The organism is bacterium (assembly GCA_030655055.1).
In the GTDB taxonomy this organism is placed as follows: domain Bacteria; phylum Edwardsbacteria; class AC1; order AC1; family EtOH8; genus UBA5202.
The window spans coordinates 1-6,291 of record JAURWH010000047.1 but is presented as its reverse complement, the minus strand read 5'-3'; the positions used below and the strand labels follow the sequence as shown (position 1 = coordinate 6,291).

Genomic DNA, 6,291 nt, shown 5'->3' with positions numbered 1-6,291 from the left:
CCATTGGCTCCTGCGGCTTGTCGTTGGCCCCGGTGGCGGTGTTGGCGATGGTGTCCAGGACCTCAAACCCCTCAAACACCTGGCCGAACACGCTGTAACCCTCGGCCGGGCCGCCGCCCTGGGGATGATCCAAAAAGTTGGCGCCCTTCTGGGGATGGACGATGAAGAACTGGGAGCCGATGGAGTTGGGCTGGGCGGTCTTGGCGTAGGAGAGCGCCCCCCGGATGTGGCTCAGCTCCGGGTGATACTGGTCGCCGATGTTGGTGCCCGGGCCCTTGTAAGCGTGGCCGCCGGTGCCGTTCTTGGCGGTGAAGTCGCCGCCCTGGATCATGAAGTTCTTGATCACCCGGTGGAAGGGCACGTTCTGGTACTTGCCGGCCTTGGCCAGCTCGGTGAAATTCTTGACTCCCTCGGGGATCAGGTCACCGAACAGCCGGGCCTTCATTACGCCCTGGTTGGTCTTGATCACGGCGATCAGGTCGCCGGTTTTGGGTGCATCCTTCTGCATTATGGTCCTTTCGCTTATAAATTACTATGATTATTTTACGTTTCTGCCCACAAAAAACACTAAATAATATTACCACAGGTTTTCGTGCCTTTAGTGGGTAAGGGTAATTTGTTAACGGTTGTAGTCTACGAACCCTGAAGCTCTTCCAGCGTTTCTTCCGAGAGCCCGAAATAATGCCCAACTTCGTGGATGATGGTCTCCTTGATCTGTTCCCTGATCTCGTCATCGTTGGCGCAGATGCTCTCGATGTTCTTCTGGTACAGTTCTATCCTTTCCGGCAGGGCCCCGGAAATGGGGTATGGCGGCCGGCGGTTGTAGGGGATGCCGATATAAATGCCCAGCAACTGGTCCTTCCGCGGCCTGGGGTCCAAAGAGGAAAGAATATCGCCGGACGGGTAATCCTCGATGGTCACCGCGATGTTCTCCAGCTTCTGGCGGAATTCCTCCGGCAGTTCCGAGATGGCCTGCCCGGCTATGTCCTCAAACTTTTTGCGGGTCATTTTATTGGGCCGGCCTTTTGACACTTATCGACAAAAATGGACATTTGCTTGATGGCTCCTCCCGGCATTCATAAATCTTTTTCACTTTGCCAATTCTTGCGGACTTGTTTCGGGGTAGAAGACCGCTATCAGCCAGGTCAGCAGTATGGCCAGTATCAAACGGGGAATGGTGATCCACCAGAAGTTGGCCCCGATCACCACGAACAGTCCGGTGTCCTCCACTATTCCGTGGCAGGTGGCCAGAAACAGGCTGATCAGAAACACCTGACGCTTGTCCAGCTGCTGCTCGCGGGAGGAGGAGATGATCAGGCTGGCGCCAAACACGATGCCGAAGATGAAACCGGCCAACAGCGGCATTCCCGACTGTTTCTTAAGTCCCAGATGTTTTGTAAAGCGGTTGAGGCGGACCAGGCTGTCCTCCAGCATCCCCGAAGCCTTGATGAACTCCAGCAGCAGGAAAAGGATCATCACAATCAGGAAGATCTTGAGAGACAGGTCGCCCAGCCCCCAGAGATAGTTTTTAAGGAATGGCCACATAAATGTTAAAAGCGGTATTTAATAGCGTAACACAGTATCGGATTGGATATTTCCAGAGGGAGGGGTTTTTCGGTGTTTGTGGCTTTGTCGAAATATTTAATGGTGCTGCCAATGCGCTCCGCCCGGTCCGCTTCCCTGACAGTCAACTCTGTTATGTCGCCGTAACGATATCCAAAGCTAACGGAAACATCAACATTGCGGTGAACATATAGATCGATCCCCAGTTTAAATCCCAGAAATGGATCCCCGCCCCGGCCCACAGTATGTGAGTCGTAGTGGATGCCACCTGAATATATTGCTTGGGAATCTATGGTTACAGCAGCCCATGTGTAACCGACCAACAGCCCCGCCGATCCCCACAATTTCGGCATCAATTTGAAATCACGTCCCAGGGTTAAAGACAAGGGCAAGAGAACCAATATGCCGGAGGTATGGGTAGTGCTATCGGGTAAAGAAGTCAGGCTGGAAGTAGAAAAATCGCCGGCTTCAGTTTTTTGGGTGCTGTAGCCGATCGTTATTTCGGAATAATAATTTTCAGGCAAATATAACTTTAAATCCGTTCCAAACAACGGAGCGACTCCAAGAGAAGGATCTGCGTTAACGCACAGCACTTCATTATTTATGGTGGTACAGTCCAGCAGATAGGCCCCGACATAGGGCCCCAGCGCCATTGGCGGGAGTTTAAACGCGACGACCAGAGCGGGCAGGGCCAGGGCTAATGCCCCCAATAAAAAAAGTTTCCGCATAAAGTTAACTATCCGATGATGAAAAAGTGGAGGGACCAGCCCAGGAACAGCGAAAGCGACAGGCGGAATAGGGATATCAGGATAAAACGGGTCTTTATCTGGGCAAAGACCGCGCTTTCCAGGATCTGGCTGTGGGAGATCAGCAGCATGAGCGAAAGCAGGGTAAGCTGCTGGGGCTGGAGCTTGAGCCCGGCGATCACCCCGATGGAAGCATAGAGGTTGACCAGATTGCCCACGATCAGGGCCAGGGCGCTTTCCCCCGGCAGGCCGAAATACTTCATGGCCGGGGCGCAAAGATTGGCGAACCAGTCCAGGGCCGGGGTGGCCTGCAGGATGGTAATGGCGGTGTAAACCGGGGCCACCATCTTCATCAGCTCCCAGAAGGAGGCCAGGCCCTTTTTGAGGCCGGAGACCAATGTGGTCTTAAAGTCTATTTTGTTCATGCTATATGATGTTCGCAGGTATAAATTTGCCACAAAAAGCATGCCCTGAGCTAAGCCGAAGGGGCACAAAAGACGCAAAAGGATATTATTTGTTTGTGCCCAGGGCACAATGCAAGAGGATCGGAGCCGGGTTGAATGACAATAATAGCATTTTTGGGGCGGGTTTTCAAATGATATCGGACCGGAAATAACAATTATTTTTCCGGGAGCTATTGACAAACGCAGCTAATGGTATTAGAATAAGGAAACTAAAAAAACTGAAACAGTTTCCAATGTGTAAAAGAGTGTAACTATGACCAAAACCAAGGATCCGGTGCGGGAGCGGATAATCGCCAACGCCGAGGCCCTGTTCTTTGCCCGGGGCTTTTCCGGCGTGACCATGGACCGGATGGCGGCCGAGCTGGGGATCAGCAAAAAGACCCTGTACCAGCATTTCGCCAGCAAACACCAGCTGCTGTACGCCATCATATCCCGCCTGATGGCCGAGAGCGAGGGCGCCATCAAGTCCCTGACCGAAGATCCCAAGCTGGATTATTTCCAGCGGTTAGCCGGACTGGTGGAGCACATCTCCCGGCGGACCTCCAAGATCAGCCGGGAATTCATGCTGGACCTTCAGAAAAGCGCCCCCGAGATGTGGGAGGAGATCAACGAGTTCCGCCGGAAAAAGATCTACCACAACTTTGGGTTGCTGGTCAGAAAGGGAATCAAAGCCGGGCTGATTCGTCCGGAGGTAGATCCCGACCTGGTGATGCAGATGTACGCGGTGCTGGTCCAGCAGATGATCAATCCCCAGGCCCTGATCCATTCGGCTTACAGCCCGGGCCAGCTTATGAAGGCCATAGTGGAGCTGGTCTTTGCCGGGGCCATGACCGAAAAGGGCCGGGCCAGGTTCAAAAAGGATTTCAAGTAAGGCGCGCGGGTATCCGATAAGGACATTGGACATTAATGGACAAAAATGGACAAAGGAAATTCAAAACGAACACAGCAATATATGATGAGGCGAATATGATAAACAAGCGCATCCATGAAATACTGACGGCCATGCTGGCGCTGACAATGCTGCTAACGGTCTCCTGCACCCGGAAGGACCAGAACAAGCTGACCGGTTCGGGGATCATAGAGGTCACCGAGGTCACGGTGCGCTCCAAGGTCACCGGCCGGGTGGTTGAGATGCCGTTCGACGAAGGACAGCAGGTGGAGGCCGGCAAGATGCTGGCCCGGCTGGCCCACGACGAGCTTTCGGCCCAGGAAAGCCAGGCCCTGGCGGCGGTTTCCTCGGCCCAGAGCCAGGCAGCTGTGGCCGAGGCCAATTTCAGCACGGCCGAGGACAATTACCGGCGCAACCAGCCGCTGTACCAGTCGGGCACCATCTCCATCCAGTCCTTCTCCCAGATCGAGAACCAGATGAAGGCCGCCCAGTCACAATTAGCGGCCAGCAAAGGGATGCTGGCCCAGGCCCAGGCCGCCCTTTCCCTGGCCCGGACCCAGGTGGGCAACGCCTACATCCAGGCTCCGGTCAGCGGCGTGATGCTGGAGAGGAACATCGAGGTGGGCGAGCTGGCCCTGCCCGGGACACCGGTCTGCAAGCTGGGGGACATCACCAAGGTCTACATCAAGATCTACCTGCCGGAGAAGGAATACGGCAAGATCAAGCTGGGGAAGAAGGCGCAGGTCTCGGTGGACTCCTATCCCGGAAAGGTCTTTGAGGGCACGGTGTCCACCATTGCCGGGCAGGCCGAGTTCACCCCAAAAGACATCCAGACCAAGGAGGAACGGACCAAACTGGTGTTCGCGGTCAAGATCAACCTCTCAAATCCCCAGGGCGAGCTTAAGCCCGGCATGCCGGCCGATGCGGTGATAGACATTCAGTGATCCTTTAACCTTTTTCAATCTATTTTAGCTTGAAACAATCTAAATTTACCATCAAGATACAATAGCACAATGCTATTCCCAATTTTTGATTTGGAATAATTTGGTGCCTTGGTGTCTTAGTGGCAAAAAAGAAATCGTAAATGCTGGCAGTAGAAACAAATAAGCTTACTAAAAGCTATAAAGGCGCGGAGGCCCTTAAGCCGCTGGACCTGTCCATAGCCCAAGGCGAGATCTTCGGGCTGGTGGGGCCGGACGGGGCTGGCAAGACCACCGTCATCAAGCTGCTGGCGGCGCTGATCCGGCCGTCATCTGGCTCGGCCAAAATATTCGGACAGGATACTGTCAGGGATCCCGAAGGGGCCCGGCGCCACATCGGCTATATGTCGCAGAGCTTTGTGCTGTACCCTGAACTGACGGTGGCCGAGAACCTGGATTTCTTTTCCGACCTGTACCAGGTGACCGGTGAGGAGAAGAAGAAACGGATGGGGGAGCTGATGGCCTTTTCCCGGCTGGGGCCCTTCAAGGACAGGCTGGCGGGAAAACTGTCCGGCGGGATGAAACAGAAGCTGGCCCTGTCCTGCGCTCTGATCCACACTCCAAAGCTCCTGCTGCTGGACGAGCCCACCACCGGGGTGGACCCCATCTCCCGGCGCGAGCTGTGGAAGCTGCTCTACGAGATCTGGAAGCAGGGGGTCACCATCATCCTGGCCACGCCCTACATGGACGAGGCCGAGCGCTGCAGCCGGATAGCCTTTTTGAACAAGGGGCAGGTTCTTTTATGCGACAAGCCGGAGAACATCAAGGCCGGGGTGAATTTCAAGGTTTACCAGTTGGAAGTATCTGAACTTCAGAAAGCGTATGAACTCCTGGCGAAATCACAGGCCGCCAAGAACGCCGGGCTTTTTGGGGGGCATCTCCATGTCCATTTGGACAAGCCGGAGCATCAATTGGCGGAGATCTCCGTACTGTTCAAGCAGAATGGTATAAAGGTCATCTCCCAAAAACAGATAGAGCCCAGCATCGAGGATGTGTTCCTGTCCTTAATGTAGTAAAGTAGCAAAGTAGTAGAGAAGTAGAGTAGGTGTGGATAATCCAAAAATAAGAGAAAGTAACAAGATGAGAAAACTATTTGCCCTTTTCTGCCTGCTGGCGGTTTTTATTGCCGGCCCGGCCCGGGCCTGGCAGATGTTTTACCGCACTCCAGTAATTGCCGGGCAGGTGCTTGATGCCACCACTGGGCAGCCTATTGAAAATGCCGTAATAACTGTGAACTGGGTGATAAATTCATATACCGGCTTGGAAGAACATCTTGAAGAGGCAGGGGATAAAATTCTAATAACCGATAAAAATGGCAGATATTGCATACCAGCAAAAACATTTGGACATATGCCTTTGTTTATAATTGGCGGCTCGCAATTCCATCATATTATTGCTTCTGCGAGTCATCCATTATATATCGGAGCGGGACAGAATTGGATTAAGGAAGAACTGGGTAGGTTAAAGAAGGGACAAGTTTGGACAAAGGGTCAATATGTTGATGATACGTTATGGTATGATTTTAAAACGACAAGTTTAAATGAGCTATATAGGTATAAAACATGGGATTGGGGGGACTTTTCACATGATGCATATTCTCCTATTGGGAATTTAGGCATTGAATGGTTTTTAGTCTCTTGGCAACGTTT

9 protein-coding genes are annotated in these 6,291 nt (G+C 53.0%); 4 read left to right on the top strand and 5 right to left on the bottom strand.

What is annotated here, in order from left to right:
• The 5 genes from Q7U71_02340 to Q7U71_02320 all read right to left on the bottom strand — a co-directional run.
• Positions 1 to 508, bottom strand: a 508-nt coding sequence (locus Q7U71_02340; GenBank protein ID MDO9390592.1) for a peptidylprolyl isomerase, incomplete at its 3' end; no start/stop codon positions are given.
• Positions 509 to 633: 125 nt separating this feature from the next.
• On the bottom strand, positions 634 to 1,008 hold the full coding sequence (locus Q7U71_02335) for a metallopeptidase family protein (protein ID MDO9390591.1): 375 nt from the start codon (positions 1,006 to 1,008) through the stop codon (positions 634 to 636).
• An 81-nt stretch (positions 1,009 to 1,089) separates the two neighbouring features.
• Positions 1,090 to 1,545, bottom strand: coding sequence for a nucleoside recognition protein (locus tag Q7U71_02330; GenBank protein MDO9390590.1), 456 nt, complete (start codon positions 1,543 to 1,545; stop codon positions 1,090 to 1,092).
• Positions 1,546 to 1,550: 5 nt separating this feature from the next.
• A complete protein-coding gene (locus tag Q7U71_02325; GenBank protein ID MDO9390589.1) occupies positions 1,551 to 2,291 on the bottom strand; it encodes a hypothetical protein in 741 nt (246 codons plus the stop codon).
• 8 nt (positions 2,292 to 2,299) lie between these two features.
• The gene (locus tag Q7U71_02320) at positions 2,300 to 2,734 is read right to left on the bottom strand and encodes a nucleoside recognition domain-containing protein (GenBank protein MDO9390588.1); all 435 of its coding nucleotides are present in this window, start codon (positions 2,732 to 2,734) and stop codon (positions 2,300 to 2,302) included.
• 292 nt (positions 2,735 to 3,026) lie between these two features.
• Here Q7U71_02320 and Q7U71_02315 point away from each other — a divergent pair, with 292 nt between their 5' ends.
• From Q7U71_02315 to Q7U71_02300, 4 genes are all read left to right on the top strand, one after another.
• Positions 3,027 to 3,644, top strand: coding sequence for a TetR/AcrR family transcriptional regulator (locus tag Q7U71_02315; GenBank protein MDO9390587.1), 618 nt, complete (start codon positions 3,027 to 3,029; stop codon positions 3,642 to 3,644).
• A gap of 95 nt (positions 3,645 to 3,739) precedes the next feature.
• Positions 3,740 to 4,606, top strand: coding sequence for an efflux RND transporter periplasmic adaptor subunit (locus Q7U71_02310; protein MDO9390586.1), 867 nt, complete (start codon positions 3,740 to 3,742; stop codon positions 4,604 to 4,606).
• A gap of 140 nt (positions 4,607 to 4,746) precedes the next feature.
• On the top strand, positions 4,747 to 5,655 hold the full coding sequence (locus Q7U71_02305; protein ID MDO9390585.1) for an ABC transporter ATP-binding protein: 909 nt from the start codon (positions 4,747 to 4,749) through the stop codon (positions 5,653 to 5,655).
• A 67-nt stretch (positions 5,656 to 5,722) separates the two neighbouring features.
• On the top strand, positions 5,723 to 6,291 hold a 569-nt coding region (locus Q7U71_02300), incomplete at its 3' end, for a carboxypeptidase-like regulatory domain-containing protein (GenBank protein ID MDO9390584.1).

Excerpts from the sequence above, each read along its gene's own strand:
- Q7U71_02335 (MDO9390591.1), bottom strand. The coding sequence starts at position 1,008 with ATGACCCGCAAAAAGTTTGAGGACATAGCCGGGCAGGCCATCTCGGAA.
- Q7U71_02325 (MDO9390589.1), bottom strand. The coding sequence starts at position 2,291 with ATGCGGAAACTTTTTTTATTGGGGGCATTAGCCCTGGCCCTGCCCGCT.
- Q7U71_02305 (MDO9390585.1), top strand. The coding sequence starts at position 4,747 with ATGCTGGCAGTAGAAACAAATAAGCTTACTAAAAGCTATAAAGGCGCG.
- Q7U71_02315 (MDO9390587.1), top strand. The coding sequence starts at position 3,027 with ATGACCAAAACCAAGGATCCGGTGCGGGAGCGGATAATCGCCAACGCC.
- Q7U71_02320 (MDO9390588.1), bottom strand. The coding sequence starts at position 2,734 with ATGAACAAAATAGACTTTAAGACCACATTGGTCTCCGGCCTCAAAAAG.
- Q7U71_02330 (MDO9390590.1), bottom strand. The coding sequence starts at position 1,545 with ATGTGGCCATTCCTTAAAAACTATCTCTGGGGGCTGGGCGACCTGTCT.
- Q7U71_02310 (MDO9390586.1), top strand. The coding sequence starts at position 3,740 with ATGATAAACAAGCGCATCCATGAAATACTGACGGCCATGCTGGCGCTG.